Origin of the sequence: Amycolatopsis sp. NBC_01286 (genome assembly GCF_035982555.1) — a bacterium.
Taxonomy (GTDB): Bacteria; Actinomycetota; Actinomycetes; order Mycobacteriales; family Pseudonocardiaceae; genus Amycolatopsis.
The window spans coordinates 3,353,048-3,377,513 of the sequence record NZ_CP108428.1; the positions used below are offsets into that span (position 1 = coordinate 3,353,048).

The window sequence follows — 24,466 nt, forward strand, 5'->3', positions numbered from 1 at the left end:
GCTGCGCGGTGCCGGGGTTCTCGACTAGCGTAGAGGGGCATTCTTCATACCCCAGCGGGGCGGTGTGCAGCGAGGCGCCAGTGTTTCCTCGCGTGAACACGTGGCTACCTGTGGAACCTACAGGCGCCGCCGTCCCGTGCCCAACGTGAGAGGGACTTGCATGTCCGACGCGACGACTGCGGGGCAGTCCGGCGGCGAAACCGCGAAGCTGAGCCTTCCGAGTGGCGAGCACGAATTCAAGATCGTCCACCCGGTCGAGGGCGCGCCCGGGATCGAACTGGGGAAGCTGCTGGCGCAGACGGGGTACATCACCTACGACCCCGGTTTCGTCAACACCGGCGCCGCGTCGTCGGCCATCGCCTACATCGACGGCGACGCCGGCATCCTCCGCTACCGGGGTTACCCGATCGAGCAGCTGGCCGAGAAGTCGACCTTCATCGAGGTCTCCTACCTGCTGATCTACGGTGAACTGCCGACCGAAGCCCAGCTTTCCGACTTCACCCAGAAGATACAGCGCCACACGCTGCTGCACGAAGACCTCAAGGCGTTCTTCAGCGGCTTCCCGCGCGACGCGCACCCGATGCCGGTGCTGTCCAGCGCCGTGTCCGCGCTGTCGACGTTCTACCAGGACTCGCTCAACCCGTTCGACGAACCGAACGTCGAGCTGTCCACCATCCGCTTGCTCGCCAAGGTCCCGACCCTGGCCGCGTACGCGTACAAGAAGTCCGTGGGCCAGCCGCTGCTGTACCCGGACAACTCGCTCGGCCTGGTCGAGAACTTCCTCCGCATGACGTTCGGCTTCCCGGCCGAGCCGTACGAGGTCGACCCGGACGTCGCGAAGGCGCTCGACCTGCTGTTCATCCTGCACGCCGACCACGAGCAGAACTGCTCGACCTCGACCGTGCGCCTGGTCGGCTCGTCCGAGGCGAACCTGTTCGCCTCGATCTCGGCCGGCATCAACGCGCTGTTCGGCCCGCTGCACGGCGGTGCGAACGCCGCGGTGCTCGACATGCTCGAGGGCATCAAGAACGACGGCGGTGACGTCGCCAAGTTCGTCGAGCGGGTGAAGAACAAGGAAAAGGGCGTGAAGCTGATGGGCTTCGGGCACCGGGTCTACAAGAACTACGACCCGCGCGCGAAGATCATCAAGAACACCGCCGACGAGATCCTCGGCAAGCTGAAGGGCGGCGACCAGCTGCTCGACATCGCCAAGAAGCTCGAGGAAACCGCGCTTTCGGACGATTACTTCGTTTCGCGCAAGCTGTACCCGAACGTGGACTTCTACACCGGCCTGATCTACCGGGCGCTGGGCTTCCCGACGAAGTTCTTCACGGTGCTGTTCGCGCTCGGCCGCCTGCCGGGCTGGATCGCGCACTGGCGCGAGATGATCAACGACCCGGCCACCAAGATCGGCCGCCCGCGGCAGATCTACACCGGCCACGCGTCGCGGGACTACACCCCGATGTCGGAGCGCTGAGCGTTTTAACCCCGATAAGCGCCCCGTCGTGCACTGGCACGGCGGGGCGCTTATCGTTGTCCGGCGTGACCAAAGAAGCGCCGGTTGTCCTGTGGTTCCGCCGCGACCTGCGGCTGGGCGACCACGCTGCCCTGCTGGAAGCGTCGAAGCACAGCAAGCACGTCCTCGCGTTGTACGTCCTCGACGAGGCGCTGCTGAAGCCGTCCGGCGATGTGCGGACGGCGTTCCTCTACGGCTGCCTGGAGAAGCTCGACGAGCAGCTCGGCGGCCGGCTGATGCTGGTGCGCGGCGACCCGGCGGCCGAAGTGGTCCGGGCCGCGCGCAAGATCGGCGCGTCCGCGGTGCACGTCAGCGCCGACACCGGCCCGTACGGCCGGCGCCGGGACGCCGAGGTCGCGAAGGCCTTGGCGGAGAACAACATCGACTGGGTCGAGACGGGCTCGCCGTACGCGGTGGCGCCCGGGCGCGTCACCAAGCCGGACGGCGACCCGTACCGCGTCTTCACGCCGTTCTTCCGCGCCTGGACCGCGCACGGCTGGCGCGCGCCCGCGGACACCGGACCGTCCCTTGTGGACTGGGTCGAGCCGCCGAAGTCGTTGAAGATCCCGAAGCCGCCGCGCGTGTCCGCGGTGCTGCCCGAACCGGGGGAGCAGGCCGCGCTGGACGTCTGGCACGCCTTCCTCGACGGCGGCGTCGACACCTACGACGAGGACCGCGACCGGCCGGACCGTGAAGGCACCACGCGGATTTCGCCGTACCTGCGCTGGGGGTGCGTCCACCCGCGGACGCTGCTGGCGGACCTCGCCGGTGACGACCGCGTCGGCGCGAAGTCGCTGCGCAGCGAGCTGTGCTGGCGCGAGTTCCACGCCGACGTCCTGTGGCACCGCCCGGAAACCGCGCGCAAGAACTACGACAAGCGCTTCGACAAGATGAGCCACGACGACGACCGCGAGGCCTTCGACCGGTGGTGCGCCGGGAAGACGGGCTACCCGATCGTCGACGCCGGGATGCGGCAGCTGCTGGCCGAAGGCTGGATGCACAACCGCGTCCGGATGGTCGTCGCGAGCTTCCTGGTGAAGGACCTGCACCTGCCGTGGTGGCAGGGCGCGCGGCACTTCATGAACCACCTCGTGGACGGCGACCTCGCGTCGAACCAGCTGAACTGGCAGTGGGTCGCGGGCAGCGGCACCGACGCGGCGCCGTACTTCCGGATCTTCAACCCGACGACGCAGGGCGAGAAGTTCGACCCGAACGGCGACTACGTCCGCAAGTACGTGCCGGAACTGCGTCCGGTGGCAGGGAAAGCAGTCCACAAGCTGAAGGACCGCCCCGCGGACTACCCGGAGCCGATGGTCGACCACGCCCACGAGCGCCAGGTGTCCTTGGAGCGGTACGGCGCGATCACCTCGTGAGTGGTAATGAGGGTTAGAACCCTCATTACCACTCACGACCGGTCAGCCGCGCAGGGCCTCCGACAGCTTGATGCGGCTGCCGATGCGCAGCACGCTGTTGCCGTAGATCTTGCCGCCCAGCCAGGTGAGCAGCGCGACCAGCGCGACGGTCAACCCGAGCGACAGCCCGATCTCCCAGCCCGTCGCGGCGCCGGTCGCGATCCGGGCCGGCATCAGGATCGGCGAGAGCAGCGGGATAAGCGAGACGACCTTGGTCGCCGTGCCGTCCGGGTCCTGCAGGAGCAGGTTGAACCCGGAGACGAACCCGATGATCAGCACGACGTTGATCGGCCCGACCACGGACTGCGTGTCCTCCTGCCGCGACACGAGTGAGCCGAGCGCGCCGTAGATCGTGGCGTACAACAGGAAACCGAGCAGGTACCAGAGCAGGCCCCACAGCAACGCGCCGGTCGCGAAGCCGGTCAGGGAGAGCACGCCGGTCGCCGTCGCCGCGATCAGCCCGGCGACGGTGAGGATGACGAGCTGCGTCAGGCCGACCAGGCCGAGCCCGATCACCTTGCCCAGCAGCAGCTGCCACGGCCGCACACTGGCGAGCAGGATCTCCACGACCCGGCTCGACTTCTCCTCGACGACGCCCTGGGCGACCATCATGCCGTAGGTGATGATGCTGATGTAGAGCAGGAACGCGACGATCACGCCGAGGATGAGCCGTTCCGTGTGGTCGGCCGGCTCCGGCGACAGCGCGTCGTCCTGCACGTGGGTGCCGTTGACCTGCGCCATCACGTCGGCGGGTTCGAGCTGCGCGGCCGAGAGGACGCCGTCGAGCACCTGCTGCTGCGCGACTTGGTCGAGCACCGTGCGCAGGCTGGTGTCCAAAGAGGACTTGTAGGTGGCGGTCAGCTTCGCCGCGCTGCCCGAGACGAGCGCGTCGAAGTCGCCGTCCTCGACCTTCTGCTTGCCCTCGGCGGGATCGGTGACGATGACCGTCGAGATCTGCTGGCCCGACTGCGCCGCCTTGGTCTGCAGCTGCTGGGCGATCCCGATGGCCTGCCCGGTCAGCCCGACCGTGCGCTTGTCCGCCGCCCCGGCCAGCGCCGTCTGGAACCCGACGTAACCCAGCAGCAGCACCAGCATCACGACGGTGCCGATCACGAACGAGCGGGTGCGCAGCCGCGTGTTCAGCTCGCGCTTCATCACGAGCCAGACGGCCCGCCGGCCACTCAGCGTCCTCATCGTGGCTCCCCCTTGTCCGCTGTGTCGTTCTGAGAGACGGCGTCGCGGAACAGCTCCGTCAGTGTCCGGCGGCGGTGGCTGAACTCGGTGACCGGCCCGGTCGACAGCGCCGCGGCGAGCACGGCCTGGTCGTCGGCGCTCGGTTCGAGGCCGAGCACCGTGGTCGTGTCGCGTTCCTCCAGCACGCGCACGCCGGGCAGGCTCGCGGCCCAGCCGGGACGCGCACCCGGCGCCGTCACCACGAGCTTGCTGCCGGCTTCGGCGGTCAGCTCGCCGACGGTGCCGACGGCGACCATCCGGCCGTTGCGGATGATCCCGACCCGGTCGCAGAGCCGTTCTACGAGGTCGAGCTGGTGGCTGGAGAACACGACCGGCACGCCGGCCGCGGCCTTCTCGCGCAGCACCGCGCTCATCACGTCGACGGCCAGCGGGTCGAGGCCGGAGAACGGCTCGTCGAGCACCAGCACGGCCGGGTCGTGCACCAGCGCCGCGGCCAGCTGGACGCGCTGCTGGTTGCCGAGGCTGAGCTTCTGCACCTCGTCCTTGCGGCGCTCGGCCAGGCCGAGCCGGGTGATCCAGGTTTCGGCGTTGCGGTGGGCTTCGTTCGTGGTCAGGCCGTGCAGCTCGGCGAGGTAGACGAGCTGGTCCAGCACCTTCATCTTCGGGTACAGCCCGCGTTCCTCCGGCATGTAGCCGATGTGCGTGCGGGTTTCGTGCGTGATCGGCTTGCCGTCGAAGCGGACCTCGCCGCCGTCCGCGGCCAGCACCCCCAGTGCGATCCGCATCGTCGTGGTCTTGCCCGCGCCGTTGCTGCCGACGAAGCCGAACAGCTCCCCGGCGCGGACGTCGAACGTGACGCCGTCGAGCGCCACTTTCGCGCCGTAGCGCTTGGAGATCGCGTCGATCTCCAGGTTCCCCTCACTCATGTGTGTCCCCCTCTTCGAAATCCTCGGGGTCGTCGTCCGGCAGCGACCAGCCCAGCACGATGGGCGGGACGGTGGTGCCGGTGACCAGCAGTGCGGACATCATCATCACGCCGCGGAACGCGCCCTCGGCCTGCCCGGCGACGACCAGGGTGTAGAACATCGCGACCAGCATCAGCGCGACGAGCGCCAGGTAGCCGATGTAGGTGACGCGGTGGCGCCACTCGCGTTCGCGCTCGTCCAGCAGCCGGGAGAAGCTCCCGCTCATCCGGCCGGTCAGGATCTTCAGCAGCGTGAAGGCGGCTCCGCCGGCCAGCAGCGAGCCCATCCAGAGGCCGAAGTACAGCCACGGCGAGACCAAGGTGAAGACGGCCGCACTGCCGACGAGCACCAGGTCGGCGACGACCAGCACCCCGGCCAGCGCACGCCGGTGCCGCCGGTCGCGCCAGCCCGGCAGCCGCTGGGCGTGCCGCAGTTCGCGTTCGTCCATCTTGTCGAGCTGACGTTCCCAGTAGGCCGCCAGCCGACCCTGCTGTTCGATCATGGTCATGCTCCCCCCTCGCGGTAAACCTGGGTGGACAGTGGCAGGAACGGCTCGCGGCTGAACACCGCTTCGACCGGCAGGTCGAACACCGCGCAGATCCGGAAGGCCAGGTCCAGGCTCGGATAGTGGTCGCCGCGCTCGAGCGCCCCGATGGTCTGCGGGTTCACTTCGACGGCATTCGCCAACGCGGCCCGGCTCATCCCCCGCTCCGCACGAAGCACGGGAAGCCGGTTGTGGATCGGCAGCTCCTTGCCGCGTCTGACCGGACTCATGAAACGTACTGTTGCAAAAACCCAACGACTCGTCAACCTAAGAGAACATCAAGCCTGCTTGTCCACAGCCCGTTTGTGATGTGGACAGCTCGGCCTCGGCGAAGGCTTTTCGCGGGGTTTGTCGGGGGGTGCCGATACGCTGGAAGCGGGGCCGGTCCCCCGGAGAGGGCGGGGGCTGCTTTTGGGCGGCGGGCGTGGCCGGCGAGATTCAACGGCGGTGTTGGCTGGCGGTTCCCCGGGGTGGGGGCAGGCCAGGTGGTGGGCGTTTGCTGGGACGTTCGTGGCGGGGCTGCCGCGGCAGGGCGCTGGCCGGATTCGAGCGGCACTTTCACGTGAAAGTGCCGCCCTGGGGCGAGGCTTGCCGACCGGTCCGCAGCCGCGGTGTTGCCACGGCCGCGTCGGAGGGCCGGTGCGATCGTTCGCGGATGACTGCTTCTGACGATGGAGGTTTCGGGTCGTTCAACGTCCCGAAACCTCCATCAACGGCTAGCGGTCGGGGCGCGGGTGGAGTGAGCGGCGGTCGGTGCGTCGGGTCGCGTGCTCTTCGCCCGCCAAGCGGCACTTTCACGTGAAAGTGCCGTCTCGGCGTCAGGCCAGGCCGGCCAGGGCTTTGTCGACCAGTTCGGCCACTCGTGGGGTCGCCGCGGCGGCGTCCGCTGGGACCAGGGCCAAGCGGGTCCGGCGTTCCAGCACATCCTCGATGTCCAACGCGCCCTCGTTGCGGACCGCCCAGACGATCTCCGCCGCCGTGATCTCCGTGCCCGGCGATACCGGTGCCGCGAACTCCGCGTCCAGCTCGCCCAGTGCCGCGACCCGGGGGGCCTCCGTGCCGTACTTGGCCACCAAGCGGGCCGGGGCGTCCACAAGGGACAGATCCTCGCGGCGGGCCGCGCCCAGCAACGGAAGTCTGGCCGTTCGGCAAGGCGAAGCCGACAGCCCGGCCAGTCGCACCGCCGCGTCGACCGCGTCTTCCGCCATGCGCCGGTACGTCGTGAGCTTGCCGCCCACCACCGTCAGCAGGCCGTCGGAACCCGCCAGCACCGCGTGTTTGCGGGACAGGTCCGCCGATCGGCCCCCCGTGCCCTCGATCAGCGGGCGCAGGCCGGCGTATGAGCCCGCGATGTCAGCGCGGGTCAGGGGGCGTGACAGGACCGACGACGCCAGTGACAGCAGGAAGTCCACATCGGACTCGGGAACCGTTGGCACGTCCGGCAACGGACCCGAAACGGGCTCGTCCGTCAGTCCCAAGTAGACGCGGCCGTCCGGCTGGGGGAGCAGGAACACGAACCGGTTGGTCTCGCCCGGCACGCCGATGTTGATCGACGTCGTGCCCATCGGGACTGTTCCCGGCGCCAGCACCAGGTGCGAACCGCGCGACGGGCGCAGGCGGACCGAGCCGGTCAGCGTGCCGGCCCAGACGCCCGTCGCGTTGATCACCTGGCGGGCGGCCAGGTCCAGCTCGTCGCCCGAAACGCCGTCGCGGACGCGGACGCGGTCGGCCGTCACCGAGAGCGCCGACAGGCGAGTCAGGATGCGGGCGCCGAACGTCGCGGCTGTTCGGGCCAGGGAAACCACCAGGCGAGCGTCGTCGACAAGAGCGCCGTCGTACGCCAGCAAGGCTCCGCGCAAGCCGGAAGGGGACAACCCGGGCGCCAGGGCCAACGCTTCTGCCGCGGGGATCGTGCGGGGGCGCGGCAGCACCGACGACGGCGTTCGCGCGGCTCGGCGGAGGCCGTCGCCCGCGCGCAAGCCCGCCGACACCAGCGCCTGCTGCGTCCGGGATGTGCTGGGGTACAACGGGAACAGCTGCGGCATCGCGCGCGTGAGGTGCGGTGCCGTGCGCGTCATCATGATGCCGCGCTCGACCGCGCTCTCGTGCGCCAAGCCCAGTTCGCCGTGCGCCAGGTACCGCAGTCCGCCGTGGACGAGCTTCGACGACCAGCGTGACGTCCCGAAGGCGAGGTCGTGCGCCTCGACGAGCGCCACCGACAGACCACGGGACGCCGCGTCGAGCGCGATCCCGGCGCCGGTGACGCCGCCGCCGACCACGATGACGTCGACGCGCTCGCCCGACGCCAGTTCCGCGAGCTCGCGTTCGCGGCGCCGCGCGTTGAGCGAACCGGACGTCATGGTTTCAAGGCCGCGTCGAGCACGTGGGTGAACTCCGCCATCAGCGCCGCTGGGTCGAGGTCCATCGTGGCCGGCCGCAGCGAGAACGCGAAGGACTGGACCAGCAGCAGCACCGACCGGGCCTGCGCCGCGACCGGCGCGCGCCGGACCGAGCCGTCCTGGTGGCCGGCTTCGAGCAGCTGGTGCAGCACCTGCTCGGCGAACCGCTGGGTCGCGCCGAGCCGCTCCACGATGTACGGCAGCACCAGCTCGGGGTCGACGTCGAGCAGCGTGCGGAACAGCGGGTCGTTCGACAGTGCGCGGATGCCGGCCGAGGCGATGAGCACGAGCCGCTCACGGCTGTCCGCCGCCTCGGCGCCGCGTTCGCTCGCCGTGCGGAGCAAGCCGCTGAACTCGCGCGTCATCAACGCGGCGAGCACGCTGCGCACGTCCGGGAAGCGGCGGTAGACCGTCATCCGGCTGACGCGGGCGGTGCGGGCGATTTCGGCGAGTGTGGTGCGGCGCACACCGACGGCCAGCACGCAGGTGCGCGCGGCGTCGAGCAGCACGTCATCGGCCACTCGCGTCGCCGTCTGCCGGTTACGGGTGTCCGCGAGCGCGGAAGATCCCGCGGTCTGCGTGGTGTGACGTTTCACGTCCATATGTCACACTGTAGTCGTGAACGAGCTGATTGACCACCGTCTCCGTCAGTCCTGGACCGCGGAAGCCGCCGATGCCGCCCAGCTGCCCGCGCGGGCGGCGAAGTGGCTTGAACAGCGTATAGGCCAGGTGGCTCCCAGCGCTGCACAGGTGGCCGAATTGACGGTGAAAATACCGTCGTCAAGTTTGGCCGAGTCTGCAGTGGAAGCGCTGTCCGAGGTCGTCGGAACCGCGAACGTGCTGGTCGACGACGCGGCGCGGCTCGCACGGGCCACCGGGCTGTCCTACCTGGATCTCCTGCGCCGTCGGTCGTCCGCGGCGGACTTCCCGGTGCCGGACGCGGTCGTGCTGCCCGCCGGGCCGGACGAGGTCCAGGCCGTGCTCGACGTCTGCGTGCAGCACGATGTCGGAGTTGTCCCGTTCGGCGGCGGGACCTCTGTGGTCGGTGGGGTCGCGGCGCTCAGCGGCGGGAAGACGTCCGTGATCGCGCTCGACCTCGTCCGGCTCGACGCGCTGGTGTCGGTCGACACCGAATCGCGCATCGCCGTGCTGCAGGCCGGCGTCCGCGGACCGGAAGCCGAGCGGCTGCTCGGCGAGCGCGGCCTGACGCTCGGGCACATCCCGCAGTCGTTCGAACGCGCCACGATCGGCGGCTTCGCGGCGACGCGCTCGGCCGGCCAGGCGTCGGCCGGCTACGGCCGGTTCGAGGACATGGTCACCGGCGTCCGGCTGGCCACCCCGCGCGGCGAGTGGAAGCTCGGCGTCGCCCCGGCGTCCGCGGCCGGGCCGGACCTGCGCCAGCTCGCCGTCGGCAGTGAAGGCACGCTCGGCGTCATCACGGAGGTCTCGCTGCGCGTCCGGCCGGCGCCGCTGGTCAAGCGGTACGAGGGTTACGCGCTGCCCGGCTGGGAAGCCGGCGCGGCGGCGGTCCGCGACCTCGCCCAGAACCACGTGCTCGCCGACGTCACCCGGCTGTCCGATGTGGACGAAACCGAGGTGTCGCTCGCGCTGAACGCCGGGCTCAAGACGACGGCGCTGCGCAAGTACCTGGCCGCGCGCGGGGTGCGGCGGCCGTGTTTCCTCATCGTCGGCTGGGAAGGCACCGCGCACGACGTCGCGGTCCGGCGCCGCGAGACCACGCGCCGGCTGAAGGCGCTCGGCGCGGTGCGCGTCGGCAAGGCGCTCGGCGAGTCCTGGCGGCACGGCCGGTTCGGCGGCCCGCGTCAGCGCGACGCCCTGATGGACCGCGGCGTGTGTGTCGAGACGCTGGAGACGGCGACGTACTGGTCCACTGTGGACGAACTGCGCGACGACGTCCGCGCGGCGCTCACGGCGTCGCTGGGCCGCGCGATCGTCATGTGCCACATCTCGCACGCGTACGAGACGGGCGCGTCGCTGTACTTCACGGTGCTGACCGCGCGCGACAAGGCCGACCCGGTCGGGCAGTGGCAGCGCGCGAAGGCCGCGGCGTGCGAGGCGATCAGCGGCCTGGGCACGATTTCGCACCACCACGCCGTCGGCGTCGACCACGCGCCGTACCTGAGCGCGGAGATCGGCAAGCTCGGCGTCGAGGTGCTGCGCGCGGCGAAGTCCGCGGTGGACCCGACCGGGATCCTGAACCCCGGCAAGCTGATCTAGGTGTGATGTCCGGGGAGGTTGGTCAGCCGGGTGACCGGCGGCTTGCCGCCGGTTGAGCTGTGGGGTCGGTGATGATTGTAGAAGTGCAGCCACCCCGGTAACGCCGCCCGCCGCAGGGTCTCCGCTGGGTAGAAGCGGGCGTAGGCCCAGCCCTCGGCCAAAGTGCGGTGGAACCGCTCGATCTTGCCGTTGGTCTGCGGCCGGTAAGGCCGAGTTCGTTTCGCAGTGATCTGCAGCTCGGTGCAGGTGTCGCGCCAGGCGTGGGACCGGTAGGCCGAGCCGTTGTCCGAGAGCACGCGTTCGACGCTGACGCCGCGGGCGGCGAACCAGCCCACCGCCCGGCGCAGGACCGCGGTGGCGGTAGCGGCGGTCTCATCGGCGTGGATCTCGGCGTAAGCAACCCGGGAATGATCGTCGAGCACGGTGTGCACGAACGCGGTCCCGATCTTGGGGTTGCGGTAGGCGTTGCGTGGTTTGCCCGGTGTCGCGGCCCGGTTGCGGTCGCCTTGGGCACGGCCGACGTAGCGGTGGCCGCCGCCGTCGGGGATGTTGCCGAACTTGGTGACATCGACATGGATCAGCGAACCGGGGTGGTCGTGTTCGTAGCGGCGCAGCGGTTCACCGGTGACCCGGTCTATCCGGGTGAGCCGGTTGATCCGGCAACGCACCAGCACCGCGTGCACGGTGGATGCGGGCAGGCCGAGCCGGCCGGCGATCTGGACCGGGCCCAGCCGCTGCCGCCACCGCAGCCGCACGATCGACCGGACCAGGTGTTGGGGGTGCGGGCCGGGCTGTGGTGCGGACGCGAGCTGCGGTCGGCCATCCCGGCCGCGCCTTCGGTGCGGTAGCGCTGGGCCCACTTCGCGGCGGTGTTGGCGGCGACCATGAACATTTTCGCTGCTGCGGTGCAGGTCCAGCCTTGTTCGACGATCAGGCGGGCGAGCCGTAGTCGGGTGCGTGGGGTGAGGGTGGCGTTAGGGTGGGACACGAAGGCCTCCGGGCGGTGATGTGGTTCCTAGACAGCTCCACTTCACATCCGGAGGCCTTCACCTGTCTGTGCGACAGGCCGCCACCGGTCACCTCAACTCGGGACAACGTCCCTGGACATCACATCTAGGGGAAGGTGCGCCCGTCCGGCGGCTCGACGACCTCGCACGCGACGCCCGGGCCGGCCGCTTCCTCGCCCCGCAGCTCGACGGCCTGCGCCTGCGGGACGTCGGCGGTGCGGACGGGCTTGCCGTCGACCAGCAGCGGGAAGCGGATCGGCATCGCGCCGATGTAGGCCAGGACGTCGGTGACCTTGCTGCCGTCTTCGAGCGTGATGTCCGGGTCGGTCAGCCGGACCAGGTGGTAGCGGTTGCCGCGGCCCTCGCAGACGTCCAGCACCGCGAGCTGGTCCGGCGTCACGAACCAGACGGCGTGCTCCTCGACGCCCGGCAGCGCGGTGAGCGTCGCCGGGCGCTGGCCGTCGCGGTAACGCAGGCCGGACGCCCAGACCGCGGCGAGGCCGTCGCACCGGGCGTGCGCGACGACTACCGGGCCCCGCAGGCCCAGTTCGGCGCGCATCCAGCTGATCTTCGACGGGTTCGCGTTGGAGCCGTACGCCAGCACGGCCTGGCGTTGCCGCCAGCCCTCCGGCGCCGTGTCCAGCGGGTGGCCGGCGCCGTCGGTGTGCACGAAGGAGAAGCCCGGCCGGGTCCCCGGGTAGGGGTCGGCCGGGTAGTCCTCGTCGACGAAGAGCGTCAGAACGTCACCACGCTACGCAGGACGTCGCCGTGGTGCATGCGCTCGAAGGCCTGCTCCACGCCGTCGACGCCGATCCGCTCGGTGACGAACTTGTCGAGCGGCAGCCGGCCCTGCAGGTAGAGGTCCACCAGCATCGGGAAGTCGCGGCTCGGCAGGCAGTCGCCGTACCAGGACGACTTGAGCGAGCCGCCGCGCGAGAAGAAGTCGATCAGCGGCAGGTCGTTCAGCCGCATCTCCGGCGTCGGCACGCCGACGAGCACGACGGTCCCGGCCAGGTCGCGGCCGTAGAACGCCTGGCGCCAGGTCTCCGGCCGGCCGACGGCGTCGATCACGACGTCCGGGCCGAAGGAGTTGGTGGCGTCCTGCATGGCCTCGACGACGGCTTCTTCGCTCAGCCCGCGGCTGTTGACGGTGTGGGTGGCGCCGAAGTCCTTGGCCCACTCCAGCTTCCGGTCGTCCATGTCGATCGCGACGATCGTGGTGGCCCCGGCCAGCTTCGCGCCCGCGATGGCCGCGTCGCCGACGCCACCGCAGCCGATGACCGCGACCGAGTCACCGCGGGTGACGGCGCCGGTGTTGATCGCCGCGCCGAGCCCGGCCATCACCCCGCAGCCGAGCAGCCCGGCGACGGCCGGTTCGGCGTCGCGGCTGACCTTCGTGCACTGTCCGCTGTGGACGAGCGTCTTCTCGAGGAACGCGCCGACGCCGAGCGCGGCCGACAGCTTGGTGCCGTCGGCGAGCGTCATCGGCTGGGTGGCGTTGAACGTCGAGAAGCAGTACCACGGCTTGCCGCGCTTGCAGGCCCGGCAGGTGCCGCAGACCGCGCGCCAGTTGAGGATGACGTAGTCGCCGGGTTCGATGTCGGTGACACCGTCCCCGACGGCCTCGACGACGCCCGCGGCCTCGTGGCCGAGCAGGAACGGGAAGTCGTCGTTGATCCCGCCTTCGCGGTAGTGCAAGTCGGTGTGGCAGACCCCGCAGGCCTGAACGTTGACGACGGCCTCACCGGGCCCGGGATCGGGCACCAGAACCGTCTCCAGCGAGACCGGCTCGCCCTTCGCCCGCGAAACGACCCCCTGGACCTCGTACGGCATGTATCCACCTTCCGGCTGCACTGCTGGTTCGTCCGCAGCTTGCCACGGATCACGCACAGATGGCGACATCCGCATGAGTGAGAGTCGATGCGGAGGGTGCACGGTGTTGCGCTTTACGCAACAGTGGTGAGCCAGGCGGCGATGACGTCGAGGTCGCGCGGCGTGAGACCGGCGCTCGGCGTGAGGCCGACGCTCGGCGTGACGGTGTGGAGCAGTGCCGGTCCGGCCAGGTCAGCGCGGACAGTCATGAGGGGCACCCTGAGGGACACAACGTCCCTGGGGGTGCCCCTCACGACACGTCGAGGGCTACGCCGGCGTGATGATGTACGCGATCCCGCCCGGGCCGCCCGCTACGGTTCCGTCCGCGCGGTAGCGCTGCGTGCGCTGCCAGATCTTCTCGAACTGGTCCCGCTTGTAGACGTTGCGCACCCGGTCGTTGCTGCTCGACGCCGGGTCGTTGACGATCACGTCGCCGTCCTTGGTGAAGCCGACCACCACCATGATGTGGCCCGCCGTGCCGTAGCCCGCGCCGTCGAGCTCGTCGGCCAGGAACGACTGGGACGTGATCACCGGGATGCCGCGGACGATGTAGTTCTCCAGCTCGTTCAGCGAGTGCAGCCGGGTGATGTGCCCGCGCAGCCCGCGTGACGCCGCATACGCCGTGTTGAACGGCCAGTTGCCCGTGCCGTCGTACGCGTGGTCGTAGGTGTAGCGCGCCGCGAACGCCACCGACGGGTCGACGTAGTCCGACGGGATCCACGACATCTCCGCCGCCGACGGCTTCTTGCCCCAGTACTCGGCCACCATCTCCGTCGACGTCGGGCTGCACCACGCCTCGCCGCCCCCGCCGTACTGCGGGAACTGTCCCTTGTGGAGGTTCTGCGCGTACGCCGGCACCTTCAGCTCGATCCCGCTCGCGCGGCCCGGCTTCGTCGTCTGGACGTCGAAGCGGCTCGGCACCGCCGAGGTCATCGCGCCCAGCGACGTCACCGACGGCGTCGCGTGCGAGCCCGCCTCCCGGTAGAGGCTGATCCGCAGCTTGTACGACTTGAGCGTGACGCCGGCCTTCGTGACCAGCGTGTCGACGTCGACCAGGGCGTTCGCGTCGTCTTGGCCGTCGACGCTGGTGCGCAGGATGTCGGCGTCGCCGCTGGCCCAGCGGCCCATCACGTACCAGCCGGTTTCCGCGCCGGCCGCCGTCTTGCCCTGCGCCTCGACCTGCAGCCAGGTCTTCGCCGGCGTCTGCGCGTTCCACGACGACACGAGCTGCGTCGCGCCGAAGCCCTGGCGGTACGACGGGGACGTCCACTGGCCGTATTCGTACGTCTTCGTCGTGCCCAGCTCGGGCTCGGTGTGCTCGACCGTGCCGATCGGGCGGGTGATGCGCAGGCCGTCGCGGGTCAGCGCGAGCCCGGCGAAGCTGCCCTCGTGCAGGCGGCCGCCGGCCCACTCGTGGTAGTCGATCGACTCGTCGTCGCCCGGCCGGCCGGGCGCGGCCTCGGCGACCTGCGCCGTCACCGCCGTCAGCATCACAACGGACAATATGGCGAACAAACTGCGTACCCGCATCCCGGCTCCTCGTTCGACCCACCCAGTAGCCAGGGATTTTCGCCGGTCCGGCCGGGTATGTAAACAGGTACCTAGAGGACGGCCTGGGTCTGTGTCACTTTCGCGACCAACTTGCCGTCGTCGTCGTGGATCTCCGTCTCCACCACGACGAACTTGCGGCCCGCGTGCAGTGGTCCGGACGACGCAGTCGCGTAGCCCGAACGCACCGCGCGCAGGAAGTTCGTCTTCGACTCGACGGTCGTCGTGCCCTGCGCGCCCTCGGGCAGGTTGAGGAACGCGCACACGGCGCCGGTCGAGTCGGCCAGCGCCATGAGCGCGCCGCCGTGCAGCGCGCCGCCGAGCGTGCAGAGGCTCTCGTCCCACTTCAGCCGGCTGCGCACGAGCGCGGGCCCGTGCTCCAGAACCTCGACGCCGAGGCGTTCGGAGAACGGCATGGAGCGGTGGAAGAGCTGCGTGCCCTCGGGATCGGTCATGCTCCGCAGCTTGCCGGACGCCGAGGCTGCAGGTCGATTACCTCCGGGGTAGTCGTGAGTGTTTAGGGCGGTTAGAACCGCCCTAAACACTCACGACAAGCCGCGGAAGACTCAGGAAAGCGGGTGGACGAGCAGCAGTTCCGTGTTGTGATCCGCGTCCGAGCCGACGCGGCCCAGGTCGACGTGGATGTCGTTGTACGACAGCTCGCGGTACAGGGACGCAAGCGCTTGCGGGGTCCGGGCGTCGTAATCCACGGCGTACGGTGCTTCCGCCTCGATCAACGTCGTGAACAGCGACAACGTGCCGTCGGCGTTGTCCGCTACCTCGACGATGCGGGCCTGCTGCGGGAAGTCGACGTGCGACGCGGTGTTGATCTCCCAGAAGCTCTGCTTCGGCGTGCCGCCGGCGTGGGCGGTGATCTGGTTGCGGTGCGTGTGGCCGTTGACCCAGGCCAGCACGTTCGGGAAGCGCTTGAGCAGCGCCACGAACGCGTTGCCGTCGAGGCGCGGGTCGAGCAGGTGGCGCGAGTCCGGCAGCAGGTTGCCCATCGAGCCGCTGGTGTGGTGGCTGAACAGCAGGAACAGCTCGTCGGTGACGCTGTGGGTGACCTTGCGGCCGAAGAAGTCGTAGTACGCCGAGCTGCCGCGCTTGAGCGTCGACTCGACCCAGCTGTACTGCGCGAGGCCGATCGAGCCGTCGGCGAACCCGGCGTCGGTCGTCGTGTCGAGGCTGATGCCGGTGATGCCCGGCGCGATCCGGAACGTGTAGTAGACGGCCTTGCCGTCGGCGTTGTCGGCGCCGAAGCCGTGCCCGACCGGGCCGGGGCCGGTGTTGGCGGTGTCCAGGTGCGCGCGGACGAACTCGCCGGTGCTGAACGGGCGGCGACGCGCGTCCGGCGTGATCTCGCGGATCGTGCCCCCGCCGCCGAACAGCTCGGCGACGGGCACGCTCGAGCCCGGCTTCTTGATGGCCGCGGCGAGCTTCTTCGCGGTGCTCTCGTCCTTGCCGATCACCTTGTACTTGCTGGTGTACCAGGCGTCGATGCCGGGGATCTGGGCCGGCAGCGAGCCGACGATGCTGTCGTCGTGGTTGCCGAAGGTGCAGAACCACGGGACGTCGAGACCCGGCGCGGTGAACGTCCCGATGCCCGCTTCGAGCAGGCCGGGCAGCTGCGGGAAACCCTTGGCGGAGTAGGCGTCGGCGCCCGGGGTGGCCGGGTTCCAGAACGTGCTGTTCCCGGAGTTCTGGACGCCTTCGTACGCGCTCGCGTCGCCGGAGTTCGGCGTGATGCTGCCGCCGTTGAGCAGCTTGAGGAACCAGTCGAGCTCGATCAGCTCGTGGTTGTCGGTGTTGTCGCCGGTGGTGACCATGAGGTCGAACGGCCGGCCGGTGAACGGGCCCTGCCGCACGCTGTTGACGCGTTCGACGAGCGCGCTGGTCGCGACGGTCCCGAGCGCTTCCTGCGGCCGGTGCGCGGAGCCGATGTAGGGGTGCAGGTACTCGAAGCGCGCGGGGCTTTCGGTGTCGGTGATGTGCAGGTCGGTGAACTGCACGAACGCGCTGAGCGCGCGGCGCCGGTCGTCGCGCCCGGTCTGCGGGGCGGCGAGATCGCCGCGGACGACGAGCGGCCAGCCGGGGCCGGCGCTCAGCCGGGAGTAGGTCGTGGTGCCGCCGCCGGTCGCGACCTGCTCGAGGGTCGTCCCGGCGGTGCTGACGGAGCGGGTGGAGGTGAGCCGCAGCGCGCGGTCGAGCGCGTTCGCGGTGGGCGTGCAGAGCAGCAGCCCGAGACCGGCGGCGCCGGCGGTGGCGAAGGTGCGCCGCGTGAGTTCGGCCATGGTGTCTCGCTCCCCAGGTATCTCGGTTGCCCAGCACCGTGCCGGACGACGTTGACCACACGGTGAACATGAAAAACATTCACCGTGACACTTGGGTTCACCATGTCACGGTGGCTGGGTGGGGTGTACCGCCGAAGGTCGTGGTCATTTCCGCCGCTGGCGCTGCCGCTCAGCAGGCGATGCCGCACGCTCCGGCGGCGGCGAACAGGCCGAAGAAGAACAGCATCACGATCAGTGCCGGGATCACGCCGATGATTCCGCAGATCAGGCCCGCGATCGCCATGCCCTTGCCGGTGTAGCCGGGCCGGCCGCCCTGGACGATGCCGGCCCACGACAGGCCGATCGCCAGGAAACCGAGCAGCAGGTCCGCGAACGGGACCCAGAAGCCGATCAGCGCCAGGATGCCGACGACCATGCCCGCCACCGCCATGCCGCTCGTGCGCAGCATCGGGTACGCCGCCATCGCGTAGGGCTGGGCGAGGTAGGGCTGGGCGAGGTAGGGCTGCGACGGGTAGGCCTGCGCCGCGTAGGGCTGGACCGGGTACGGCTGCGTCCCGTAGTAAGGCTGCATCGCCGCCGGCGGGGCCGGCGTCGGCATGGACGGCGGGTACTGCTGCCACGCCGGCTCGGCCGGGCCGGGCTGCTGGTAGGAGTCGAAATCGGTCACGCCGCACCCACTTCTGTCAGTAACCCGAAGTCGTTCCGGTGGCCCCGGTCGTTACTCAGCCCTTCAGGCCCGACTCCGTCACCCCCTGCACCAGGTACCGCTGCAGGAACGCGAACAGCAGCACGATCGGCAGGATCGAGACCGCCGCCGCCAGGAACAGCAGGTTCAACTGCGGGTTCTGGGCTGTCAGCAGGCCTGACAGTGCCACTTGGACCGTCCACGAATCCGGCGACTGGGCGATGATCAACGGCCACAGGAACGCGTTCCAGCTGCCGATCACCGTGATCACCGCGATCGCCGCGAAGAAGCCGCGGGAGTTCGGGACCACGATGCGCCAGAACACACCCCAGCGGGTGAGGCCGTCCACCCGGCCCGCCTCCTCCAGCTCGCGGGGGAAGTCCAGGAAGTACTGCCGGAACAGGAAGACGCTGAACGCGCTGAACAAGCCCGGGATCACCAGGCCGCGGAAGTCCGACAGCCAGCCGAGTGTCGAGACCACCACGAAGCTCGGCACGAACGTCACCGACGTCGGGATCATCAGCGTCGCCAGCACCGCGTAGAACACGATCCCGGAATGCCGGTACGGGATGCGCGCCAGGCCGTAGCCCGCCAGCGAGCACAGCACCAGCAGGCCGACCGTCTGCAGCACCGCCACGATCGCCGAGTTCAGCAAGCTCCTCGCGAAGGGGACGTCGTCCGAGGCGAAGAGCTTGGCGAAGTTCTCCCAGTGCACTGTGGACGGGAAGAACGTCCACCGTGGAGCGGTGATCTCCGCGCGCGAGGCCAGGCCGTTGCGCAGCAGCAGGTAGAACGGCAGCAGGAACAGCACGGCCGCGATGATCAGCGCCGTCCAGCGGAGGAACGCTCTCATGACGCACGTCCGAACCGCAGGACGCGCCCCTGCAGCAGCGTCACCAGAGCGATGATCAGCGCCAGGATCACCGCGCCCGCGCTGCCGCGGCCGAGGTCCTGGCCGCCCGAGCCCAGGGATGTGTAATACAGGTAGACCAACGGCGGCCGCGCGAACGGCGGGTAGCCGCGGGCGTCCCCCATGATGTTGTAGAACTCGTCGAACGCCTGGTACGCGTTGATCAGGTTCAGCAGCAGCACCGCCACGGCCGTCGCGCGCAGCTGGGGCAGCGTGACGTACCGGAACACCTGCCAGCCCGGCTTCGCGCCGTCGAGCCACGCCGCTTCGTACAGGTGGACCGGGATCCGTTGCAGCGCCGCGATGAACAGAATCATATAGAACCCGAGCTGCAGCCACAGCCGTGCCGTCACCAGCACGATCCAGTACAGCGGCGGGTGGACCGTGCCGGTCCAGGCCACCGGGTCGGCGCCGAACAGCGACAGCACCGTGTTCGCCAGGCCGTACCGGACACCGGAGAACAGCGACGTCTTCCAGATCAGCGACGCCACGACGTACGAGCACGCGAACGGCAGGAAGAACACCGACCGGAAGAACGCGCGCGCGAACCGCAGCTGGTTGACGCCGAGCGCGAGCGCCAGCGACAGGACGAACGTCAGCGGCACGATGAACAGCGCGAACACGCTGAACGTGCCGAGGCTGGACAGGAACGGCTCGTCGGTGAGCATGTGCCCGTAGTTGTCCAGCCCGACGAACCGCGTCGGCGTGACGGTGTTGCGCGCGTCGAAGAACGACAGGTACGCGCTCCAGCCGATCGGCAGGTACGCGAACACCGCCAGCCCCAGCAGGAACGGCCCGACGAACAGCCAGAACGCGCGCGCATCGCGCCGCTTCATCCGAACAGGCGCTTGAGCTCGGCCTGCGCGACCCCGACCGCCGTCTTCACCTGCGCGGCCGGGTCCGCCCCCTCCTTCGCGATCTTCGCCGCCGCGTCGGACAGCGCCGTGTTCGCCTGCTGGGTCCACACGGGACCGCCGACCAGGTGGCTGTTCTCCTTGACGAAGCGAGCGGCGTCGGCGGCCGGGCCGGACTTGAGGCTGTCCGCGCGGTCGATCAGGCTCTGGCGTGCCGGGACGTGGAAGCCGAACTTCGTCGCGAACTCCAGCTGGTCCTGCGTCTGGTCGACCCACAGCCACTTGACGAACGCCTTCGCCTCGGCGACGTGCGCGCTCTTGGCGTTGATCATCGCGCCGTACGCGCCGACCGGCACCGACGGCGCGCCGCTGCCGTCGAGCTTGGGGAAGGGCAGCACGCCGAAGTCGTCGTCGAACGCGTCGCGGATCTTCGGCACGTTCCACAGCCCGGTCCACTGCATCGCGGCCAGCCCGTCGATGAACGCGCCCGGGTCCGACCAGTCGGCGGGCGCGCCGAGCAGCAGCGAGCCGTTGGTGTTGAGCGTGTGCAGCTTGGCCAGGGCGGTCGCCGCGCGCGGGTCGTCGAAGCCGACCTCGCGGTTGCCGTTCTTCAGGTAGTCGAGGCCGGCCGACCACAGCAGCGGGCCGGTGAGCACGCCGACGCCGCCGTCGTTGCCCGCGAAGAAGCCCTTGACGCCGTCCTTCGTGAGCTTCGCCGCCGCGTCGATCAGCTCGTCGACGGTCTGCGGCGGCTGCACGCCGGCCGCCTGCAGCAGGCTCTTGCGGTAGAAGAGCACCTGCGTGTCGGTGGCCTGCGGGATGCCGTAGACCTTGCCTTCGACGGTCTGCGCGGCCAGCACGGCCGGGCTGAAGTCGCCCTTCACCGGCCCGATGACGTCGTCGAGCGCGACGACCTGGTTCTGCCGCACCCAGTCGATCTTCACCTGCGCCTCGAAGACGTCCGGCACCTTGCTGTTCTGCAGCGCGGTGACGATCTTCGAGTCGTAGTCGCCGGGGTTCCACTGCACGGTGACGGCGGCGCCGGGGTAGGTCGCGGCATAGCGCTTGACGGCTTCCTGGACGCCGTCCTCGCCGTACGCGTGGTACCACTGCTGCAGGCCGACCTTCGGGGCGTCGGACGGCGGCGGTCCCGCCGAGTACGCCGTCGACGCGGGTGGGTCACCCTGCCGCCCGGTGTTGGACCCGCACGCCGCGACGAGCGCTCCGACCCCCGCGAGCGCGAGAAAACTACGTCTGTTCCGCATCCCCAGTACTCCTCCGCGTACGTCCGTGAATGCCACATCGAGGGACACAGAGTCCCTCAATGTGGCATTCACGGAACTGAAGCCACGCCGGAGATTTACCCGTTAGAGCTGTGAGATGTCGAGCTTTCCCTCGGAGTAGGACGCGCGGATCCGCTTCTTGTCGAACTTGCCGACGCTCGTCTTGGGCACTTCGTCCACGAAGGTCCAGTTTTCCGGCAGCTGCCACTTCGCGACCTTGTCGCTGAGGAACTCGCGCAGCTCCTCGGGCGTCGCCGTCTGGCCTTCCTTGAGCACGACGGCGACCAGCGGCCGCTCGTCCCACTTCTCGTCCGGGATGCCGACGACCGCGGCCTCGGCCACCGCCGGGTGGCCCATGACCTGGTTCTCCAGGTCGACCGACGAGATCCACTCGCCGCCGGACTTGATGACGTCCTTGGCGCGGTCGGTCAGCGTCAGGAAGCCGTCCGAGCTCACCTTGCCGACGTCACCGGTGCGCAGCCAGCCGTCGTGGAACTTCTCCGGGTCGATGTCCTGCCCGCCGTAGTACTGCCCGGCGATCCACGGGCCCTGGACCTCCAGCTCGCCGACGGCCTCGTTGTCCCAGGGCAGCACCTCGCCCGAGTCGCCGATGAGCCGGGCCCGCACGGACGCCGGGAAGCGGCCCTGCGTGTAGCGGTAGCGCCAGGCCTCGTCACCGGTCGCCGACGCCGGCGGCCGCGCGACGCTGCCCAGCGGCGACGTCTCGGTCATGCCCCAGGCGTGCAGGATCGGCACGTTGTGGCGCTCCTGGAACGCGTGCATCAGCGACGGCGGCACCGCCGAACCACCGACCACGACCTCACGCAGGTGCGAGATGTCCTGCGGGTGCGCTTCGAGGTGGGCGAGCAGGCCCTGCCAGACGGTCGGGACCGCGCCGGCGAACGTCGGTTTGACCTCGGCCAGCAGCGCGGCGATCGGGGCGGGCTGGAGAAAGCGGTCCGGCATGACCAGCGTCGCGCCGACCATCAGCGCCGCGTACGGCAGGCCCCACGCCATCGCGTGGAACATCGGCACGATGGCCAGCGCCTTGTCGTGCTGGGCGAGGTTCATGCTGTCGCTCATGCAGACCTGCATCGAGTGCAGCCAGATCGACCGGTGCGAGTAGACGACGCCCTTGGGGTCACCCGTGGTGCCCGACGTGTAACACATCGCGGCCGCGGAGCGCTCGTCGATCTCCGGCCAGTCGAAGGTGTCCGGCTGCGCGGCCAGCAGTTCGGCGTAGGAGTGCACCTCGACGCCGGCCGGGGCTTCGAGCGCCGACGCGTCGCCGTTGGCCACGATGACGTGCCGGACGGTCTTGAACTCCGGCAGCTGCTTGGCCAGCAGCGGCACCAGCGTGCCGTCGACGATGACGACCTGGTCCTCGGCGTGGTTGGCCACGAAGACCAGCTGCTCGGGGAACAGCCGGATGTTCAGGGTGTGCAGCACGGCGCCCATGGCCGGGACGGCCAAGTAGGTGGCCAGGTGCTCGGCGTTGTTCCACATGAACGTGCCGACGCGCTGGTCGCCGGTGATGCCGAGGCTCCGGAGCGCGTTCGCGAGGCGGGCGGCGTTGCGGCCCAGCTCGCCGTAGGTCTCGCGCCGGGCTTCTGAACCGGTCCAGGTGACGACTTCGCTCGCCGAGTGCACCGACGTGCCGTGGCGGAGCAGGTTCGCCAGCGACAGCTGGCCGTCCTGCATGGTGCTCAACATGGTCACTCCCGGGGGTGTTCGCCGGTGAACTGGGGTTGAGCCGACTCTAGTGCGGATCGGGTGAAGCGGGCATGGTCAACAATGGCTCCGTTCGGTCACGGTCGTCGCCCGATCGCGGGACGACCGAACGGTGATCATGATCATCGGATCTGGCCCTTTTCCTTGTATGTAAGGAAATAAGCGCGGATTCGGGGCGTAGTGGAGGCTTCACTTCCGGGTGAGTCAGGCCACTCGGGACGCGGATTGGGAGCGTTTCCGCAGGCCGGAGCGGGTTGCCCGGCATCACCTCCAGGGGTAATAAGTGCGTGTCGGTTGCACGGCCGCGATCCCGGTGGCGTTTACTGGGGCCGTGGTAAGGGACGGCTGGCCAGCGCTTGCAGCAGCAAGCACAGCAAAAAGCCGTCGGCCGCGAAAGCGGAGACCTGAGAGGAAAGGACTACTACGTTGGCTCTGCCTACGTTGACTCCGGAGCAGCGCGCCGATGCACTCGCCAAGGCGGCCGAGGCTCGCAAGGCGCGTTCGGAGCTGCTCGCGTCGATCAAGTCCGGCAAGGAGAGCATCGAAAAGGTGCTCAAGCAGGCCAAGGAGAACAAGACGATCGGGAAGACGAAGGTCACCCAGCTGCTGAAGGCCGTTCCCGGCCTCGGCGCGGTGAAGGTCGCCGCCCTGCTCGAGCAGGCCGGCATCGACCCGGACCGGCGCGCCGCCGGCCTGGGCGAGCGCCAGCGCGAGGCGCTCATCGACGCGCTCAAGTAGCCGTCACCAGGAGCTGACCGCGGGGGGAGTGTCGCTCGTGACACTTCCCTCGCGGATCTCCCGGATCCTGGGACTCTGGAGTGGTGGACGAACTCCCTGCCGTTGATCTGGCCGCTCGCTACCAGCGCGGCGACTTCCTGTTCACGACCGCCCGGCGCGCACTCCTGGCGCAGGGCACCCTCCGGACCGTCACCGAGACGGACCCCCGGCGGCTCGCCGCGGTGCTTCCCGGCGTCCTCGCCGAGACCGGCGCCCCGCTGGCGGTAGGCGTCCTGCCGTTCGACACCGGGCCCGACACGAAGGTGCCGGGTCACCTGGTCGTGCCGCGGACCGTCCACCGGTCCGAAGGCGCTCCTTCGCTGCCCCGTGAGGTCCTGCCGGCGCCGTCGCGCGTGCGTGCGGTGCCCTCACCCGAGCAGCACATGGCTTCGGTGCGCGCCGCCGTCGACGCTCTTCGTGAGCGTGACCTGCGGAAAGCCGTCCTGGCCCGCGCGCTCGACCTCGAGTTCGCCGCCCCCCTGGTCGCCGAAAGCATCGTGCGCAACCTGGCGGTCGGCAATCCCCGGCACTTCACCTACGCGGCCGAGCTGCCCGGCGGCCGGACGCTCGTCGGCGCGACGCCCGAGCTGCTGCTGCGCCGCACCGGGTCGACGGTCTTCTCCAGCCCGCACGCCGGCTCGATGCCGCGCTCGGCCGACCCGGCGACCGACCGGGCCAACGGCGAGGCGCTGCGGACGTCCCGCAAGGACCAGCTCGAGCACGCCGTGGTCATCGACTACGTCGTCGAGGCGCTGCGGCCGTTCTGCCGGACGCTGGAGGTCCCGGCCGAGCCCGAGCTGGTGACGACGCCGGCCATCTGGCACCTGCGCACGCCGATCACCGGCGAGCTGGCCGACCCGGACGTCACCGCCCTCGACCTCGCGGCGGCCCTGCACCCGACCCCGGCGATCTGCGGCACCCCGACCGAGGGCGCCCGCGACCTGGTCCAGGAGCTGGAGCCGTTCGACCGCGACTACTACGCGGGCGCGGTCGGCTGGGTCGACGCCACGGGCGACGGCGAGTGGGCGGTGGCGATCCGCTGCGCCGAGATCGCCTCGACGTCGATGCGGCTGTACGCGGGCGGCGGCATCGTCCCGGCATCGGACCCGAGGGCGGAACTGGACGAGACGACGGCGAAGTTCCGGACCCTGCTGACGGCGATGGGCCTGGAAGACTCGATCACGTAGCTTCGGCCAGGGCCGGAAAGCCAGCCGTGGCAGTGCTCGAATCTGGTCCTGTA

Annotated in this window: 22 protein-coding genes and 1 pseudogene; 5 read left to right on the forward strand and 18 right to left on the reverse strand. The window is 69.8% G+C overall.

Annotation, left to right across the window (positions count from 1 at the left end):
* The first annotated feature begins 160 nt into the window (after window positions 1-160).
* Window positions 161-1,477, forward strand: a complete 1,317-nt coding sequence (locus OG570_RS16345) for a citrate synthase (RefSeq protein ID WP_326944651.1) — start codon at window positions 161-163, stop codon at window positions 1,475-1,477.
* A 65-nt stretch (window positions 1,478-1,542) separates the two neighbouring features.
* Window positions 1,543-2,889: a cryptochrome/photolyase family protein gene (locus OG570_RS16350; protein ID WP_326957377.1), complete on the forward strand. Its 1,347-nt coding sequence runs from the start codon at window positions 1,543-1,545 to the stop codon at window positions 2,887-2,889.
* Between the two features lie 42 nt (window positions 2,890-2,931).
* On the opposite strand, the gene OG570_RS16355 is transcribed toward OG570_RS16350, so the two are convergent.
* The 6 genes from OG570_RS16355 to OG570_RS16380 form a co-directional block, all read right to left on the reverse strand.
* Window positions 2,932-4,122, reverse strand: coding sequence for an ABC transporter permease (locus tag OG570_RS16355; RefSeq protein WP_326957379.1), 1,191 nt, complete (start codon window positions 4,120-4,122; stop codon window positions 2,932-2,934).
* A complete protein-coding gene (locus tag OG570_RS16360) occupies window positions 4,119-5,048 on the reverse strand; it encodes an ABC transporter ATP-binding protein (protein WP_326957381.1) in 930 nt (309 codons plus the stop codon). The genes OG570_RS16355 and OG570_RS16360 overlap by 4 nt, the downstream gene beginning before the upstream one ends.
* Window positions 5,041-5,595: a hypothetical protein gene (locus OG570_RS16365; protein ID WP_326957384.1), complete on the reverse strand. Its 555-nt coding sequence runs from the start codon at window positions 5,593-5,595 to the stop codon at window positions 5,041-5,043. The genes OG570_RS16360 and OG570_RS16365 overlap by 8 nt, the downstream gene beginning before the upstream one ends.
* The gene (locus OG570_RS16370; RefSeq protein WP_247058337.1) at window positions 5,592-5,861 is read right to left on the reverse strand and encodes a helix-turn-helix transcriptional regulator; all 270 of its coding nucleotides are present in this window, start codon (window positions 5,859-5,861) and stop codon (window positions 5,592-5,594) included. Before OG570_RS16370 ends, OG570_RS16365 begins: the two co-directional genes overlap by 4 nt.
* Before the next feature lie 588 nt (window positions 5,862-6,449).
* A complete protein-coding gene (locus OG570_RS16375; protein WP_326957386.1) occupies window positions 6,450-7,991 on the reverse strand; it encodes a glycerol-3-phosphate dehydrogenase/oxidase in 1,542 nt (513 codons plus the stop codon).
* A complete protein-coding gene (locus tag OG570_RS16380; protein ID WP_247063704.1) occupies window positions 7,988-8,551 on the reverse strand; it encodes a TetR/AcrR family transcriptional regulator in 564 nt (187 codons plus the stop codon). The genes OG570_RS16375 and OG570_RS16380 overlap by 4 nt, the downstream gene beginning before the upstream one ends.
* 97 nt (window positions 8,552-8,648) lie before the next feature.
* On the opposite strand from OG570_RS16380, the gene OG570_RS16385 reads away from it, so the two are divergent.
* Window positions 8,649-10,268, forward strand: coding sequence for an FAD-binding oxidoreductase (locus tag OG570_RS16385; protein ID WP_326957388.1), 1,620 nt, complete (start codon window positions 8,649-8,651; stop codon window positions 10,266-10,268).
* Here the strand turns inward: OG570_RS16385 and OG570_RS16390 are convergent.
* The 12 genes and pseudogenes from OG570_RS16390 to OG570_RS16445 form a co-directional block, all read right to left on the reverse strand.
* A pseudogene (locus OG570_RS16390) lies at window positions 10,265-11,256 on the reverse strand (IS481 family transposase). The gene OG570_RS16385 and the pseudogene OG570_RS16390 sit on opposite strands and share 4 nt — an antisense overlap.
* Before the next feature lie 125 nt (window positions 11,257-11,381).
* A complete protein-coding gene (locus OG570_RS16395) occupies window positions 11,382-11,945 on the reverse strand; it encodes a gamma-glutamylcyclotransferase family protein (RefSeq protein ID WP_326957390.1) in 564 nt (187 codons plus the stop codon).
* 65 nt (window positions 11,946-12,010) lie between these two features.
* Window positions 12,011-13,108, reverse strand: coding sequence for an S-(hydroxymethyl)mycothiol dehydrogenase (locus OG570_RS16400; RefSeq protein WP_247058328.1), 1,098 nt, complete (start codon window positions 13,106-13,108; stop codon window positions 12,011-12,013).
* Window positions 13,109-13,221: 113 nt separating this feature from the next.
* Window positions 13,222-13,356, reverse strand: a complete 135-nt coding sequence (locus OG570_RS16405) for a hypothetical protein (RefSeq protein WP_326957393.1) — start codon at window positions 13,354-13,356, stop codon at window positions 13,222-13,224.
* Between the two features lie 58 nt (window positions 13,357-13,414).
* Window positions 13,415-14,677, reverse strand: coding sequence for a peptidase C39 family protein (locus OG570_RS16410; RefSeq protein ID WP_326957396.1), 1,263 nt, complete (start codon window positions 14,675-14,677; stop codon window positions 13,415-13,417).
* 71 nt (window positions 14,678-14,748) lie between these two features.
* Window positions 14,749-15,150, reverse strand: a complete 402-nt coding sequence (locus OG570_RS16415; protein ID WP_326944640.1) for a PaaI family thioesterase — start codon at window positions 15,148-15,150, stop codon at window positions 14,749-14,751.
* A gap of 111 nt (window positions 15,151-15,261) precedes the next feature.
* Window positions 15,262-16,986, reverse strand: coding sequence for a TIGR03767 family metallophosphoesterase (locus OG570_RS16420; protein ID WP_326957398.1), 1,725 nt, complete (start codon window positions 16,984-16,986; stop codon window positions 15,262-15,264).
* Between the two features lie 169 nt (window positions 16,987-17,155).
* Window positions 17,156-17,653 (reverse strand): DUF4190 domain-containing protein, encoded by a 498-nt coding sequence (locus OG570_RS16425; RefSeq protein ID WP_326957400.1) that lies wholly within the window; start codon window positions 17,651-17,653, stop codon window positions 17,156-17,158.
* Window positions 17,654-17,708: 55 nt separating this feature from the next.
* Entirely contained in the window at window positions 17,709-18,524 is an 816-nt protein-coding gene (locus OG570_RS16430) for a carbohydrate ABC transporter permease (RefSeq protein WP_326957402.1), read from the reverse strand.
* The gene (locus tag OG570_RS16435; protein ID WP_326944636.1) at window positions 18,521-19,417 is read right to left on the reverse strand and encodes a carbohydrate ABC transporter permease; all 897 of its coding nucleotides are present in this window, start codon (window positions 19,415-19,417) and stop codon (window positions 18,521-18,523) included. The genes OG570_RS16430 and OG570_RS16435 overlap by 4 nt, the downstream gene beginning before the upstream one ends.
* Entirely contained in the window at window positions 19,414-20,700 is a 1,287-nt protein-coding gene (locus tag OG570_RS16440) for an ABC transporter substrate-binding protein (protein ID WP_326957405.1), read from the reverse strand. The genes OG570_RS16435 and OG570_RS16440 overlap by 4 nt, the downstream gene beginning before the upstream one ends.
* A 102-nt stretch (window positions 20,701-20,802) precedes the next feature.
* Window positions 20,803-22,431 (reverse strand): long-chain fatty acid--CoA ligase, encoded by a 1,629-nt coding sequence (locus tag OG570_RS16445; protein ID WP_326957407.1) that lies wholly within the window; start codon window positions 22,429-22,431, stop codon window positions 20,803-20,805.
* A gap of 444 nt (window positions 22,432-22,875) precedes the next feature.
* Here OG570_RS16445 and mihF point away from each other — a divergent pair, with 444 nt between their 5' ends.
* Together mihF and OG570_RS16455 are read left to right on the forward strand one after the other, a co-directional pair.
* The gene (gene mihF / locus OG570_RS16450; RefSeq protein ID WP_026468624.1) at window positions 22,876-23,187 is read left to right on the forward strand and encodes an integration host factor, actinobacterial type; all 312 of its coding nucleotides are present in this window, start codon (window positions 22,876-22,878) and stop codon (window positions 23,185-23,187) included.
* Window positions 23,188-23,270: 83 nt separating this feature from the next.
* Window positions 23,271-24,413: an isochorismate synthase gene (locus tag OG570_RS16455; RefSeq protein WP_326957409.1), complete on the forward strand. Its 1,143-nt coding sequence runs from the start codon at window positions 23,271-23,273 to the stop codon at window positions 24,411-24,413.
* Window positions 24,414-24,466: the final 53 nt, after the last annotated feature.

Bases quoted from the DNA above. Each gene is read 5' to 3' on its own strand.
- OG570_RS16345 (WP_326944651.1), top strand. From the start codon at position 161: ATGTCCGACGCGACGACTGCGGGGCAGTCCGGCGGCGAAACCGCGAAG.
- OG570_RS16355 (WP_326957379.1), bottom strand. From the start codon at position 4,122: ATGAGGACGCTGAGTGGCCGGCGGGCCGTCTGGCTCGTGATGAAGCGC.
- OG570_RS16360 (WP_326957381.1), bottom strand. From the start codon at position 5,048: ATGAGTGAGGGGAACCTGGAGATCGACGCGATCTCCAAGCGCTACGGC.
- OG570_RS16365 (WP_326957384.1), bottom strand. From the start codon at position 5,595: ATGACCATGATCGAACAGCAGGGTCGGCTGGCGGCCTACTGGGAACGT.
- OG570_RS16370 (WP_247058337.1), bottom strand. From the start codon at position 5,861: ATGAGTCCGGTCAGACGCGGCAAGGAGCTGCCGATCCACAACCGGCTT.
- OG570_RS16375 (WP_326957386.1), bottom strand. From the start codon at position 7,991: ATGACGTCCGGTTCGCTCAACGCGCGGCGCCGCGAACGCGAGCTCGCG.
- OG570_RS16400 (WP_247058328.1), bottom strand. From the start codon at position 13,108: ATGCCGTACGAGGTCCAGGGGGTCGTTTCGCGGGCGAAGGGCGAGCCG.
- OG570_RS16405 (WP_326957393.1), bottom strand. From the start codon at position 13,356: ATGACTGTCCGCGCTGACCTGGCCGGACCGGCACTGCTCCACACCGTC.
- OG570_RS16410 (WP_326957396.1), bottom strand. From the start codon at position 14,677: ATGCGGGTACGCAGTTTGTTCGCCATATTGTCCGTTGTGATGCTGACG.
- OG570_RS16415 (WP_326944640.1), bottom strand. From the start codon at position 15,150: ATGACCGATCCCGAGGGCACGCAGCTCTTCCACCGCTCCATGCCGTTC.
- OG570_RS16420 (WP_326957398.1), bottom strand. From the start codon at position 16,986: ATGGCCGAACTCACGCGGCGCACCTTCGCCACCGCCGGCGCCGCCGGT.
- OG570_RS16430 (WP_326957402.1), bottom strand. From the start codon at position 18,524: ATGAGAGCGTTCCTCCGCTGGACGGCGCTGATCATCGCGGCCGTGCTG.
- OG570_RS16435 (WP_326944636.1), bottom strand. From the start codon at position 19,417: ATGAAGCGGCGCGATGCGCGCGCGTTCTGGCTGTTCGTCGGGCCGTTC.
- OG570_RS16440 (WP_326957405.1), bottom strand. From the start codon at position 20,700: ATGCGGAACAGACGTAGTTTTCTCGCGCTCGCGGGGGTCGGAGCGCTC.
- OG570_RS16445 (WP_326957407.1), bottom strand. From the start codon at position 22,431: ATGTTGAGCACCATGCAGGACGGCCAGCTGTCGCTGGCGAACCTGCTC.